We start from the raw sequence: 999 nt of genomic DNA, 5'->3' as shown, positions 1-999 counted from the left end.
AAGTCTATGCCGAGGACCGGAATCGAACCGGTACGATCGTTACCAATCGCAGGATTTTAAGTCCTGTGCGTCTGCCAGTTCCGCCACCCCGGCCTCCTCAAGCGAACGACGGGATTCGAACCCGCGACCCCCACCTTGGCAAGGTGGTGTTCTACCACTGAACTACGTTCGCATCTGTTTCTTTATATAAAAAAATGCCGGCTACATGACTTGAACACGCGACCCTCTGATTACAAATCAGATGCTCTACCAACTGAGCTAAGCCGGCTCATTATTATTCNTTTATGCGGGTTAAGGGACTTGAACCCCCACGCCGTAAAGCGCCAGATCCTAAATCTGGTGCGTCTGCCAATTCCGCCAAACCCGCTATAATGACCCGTACTGGGCTCGAACCAGTGACCCATTGATTAAAAGTCAATTGCTCTACCAACTGAGCTAACGAGTCGTATCATTATCTTCTAGAAACTNNGTTCCTACGGTCCCGACGGGAATCGAACCCGCGATCTTCGCCGTGACAGGGCGACGTGATAACCGCTACACTACGGGACCTATGGGAGTTAACGGGATCGAACCGCTGACCCTCTGCTTGTAAGGCAGATGCTCTCCCAGCTGAGCTAAACTCCCATATGGTCGTTTAACTCACTGGATCCCTGTCGTGCACTGACTTGCGTCAGTTTCGACAAAGTCGAACTTACGTTCTCCTTAGCTGAGCTAAACTCCCAAAAAAGGAAGCTTTTAACTTCCTATCTTGCTAAGCGACTACCATATCTCACAGGGGGCAACCCCCAACTACTTCCGGCGTTCTAGGGCTTAACTTCTGTGTTCGGCATGGGTACAGGTGTATCTCCTAGGCTATCGTCACTTAACTCTGAATGATGAACATTCAAAATTGAATACCTATATTCTAACAAAAATCTAAACTGCTGTAAATATCCTCAGTTACTTTTTGGATAAGTCCTCGAGCTATTAGTATTAGTCCGCTCCATTGCTCACACAACT

Annotated in this window: 7 tRNA genes and 1 rRNA gene; all 8 read right to left on the bottom strand. The window is 48.4% G+C overall.

Annotation, left to right across the window (positions count from 1 at the left end):
• Nucleotides 1-7 precede the first annotated feature (7 nt).
• Nucleotides 8-93 (bottom strand) — tRNA-Leu (locus D8785_RS09710).
• Between the two features lie 7 nt (nt 94-100).
• Nucleotides 101-172: transfer RNA gene (locus D8785_RS09705), tRNA-Gly, on the bottom strand.
• 23 nt (nt 173-195) lie between these two features.
• A tRNA-Thr gene (locus D8785_RS09700) sits at nt 196-268 on the bottom strand.
• 17 nt (nt 269-285) lie between these two features.
• Nucleotides 286-367: transfer RNA gene (locus tag D8785_RS09695), tRNA-Leu, on the bottom strand.
• Nucleotides 368-372: 5 nt separating this feature from the next.
• Nucleotides 373-445: transfer RNA gene (locus D8785_RS09690), tRNA-Lys, on the bottom strand.
• Between the two features lie 31 nt (nt 446-476).
• Nucleotides 477-549: transfer RNA gene (locus D8785_RS09685), tRNA-Asp, on the bottom strand.
• A 2-nt stretch (nt 550-551) separates the two neighbouring features.
• Nucleotides 552-624: transfer RNA gene (locus tag D8785_RS09680), tRNA-Val, on the bottom strand.
• Nucleotides 625-750: 126 nt separating this feature from the next.
• Nucleotides 751-866: ribosomal RNA gene (rrf, locus tag D8785_RS09675) — 5S ribosomal RNA — on the bottom strand.
• Between the last annotated feature and the right edge of the window lie 133 nt (nt 867-999).

This window comes from Streptococcus australis, assembly GCF_003943615.1.
Taxonomy (GTDB): Bacteria; Bacillota; Bacilli; order Lactobacillales; family Streptococcaceae; genus Streptococcus; species Streptococcus australis_C.
The sequence above is the reverse complement of the archived record's forward strand: the minus strand, read 5'-3'. Positions and strand labels throughout refer to the sequence as shown.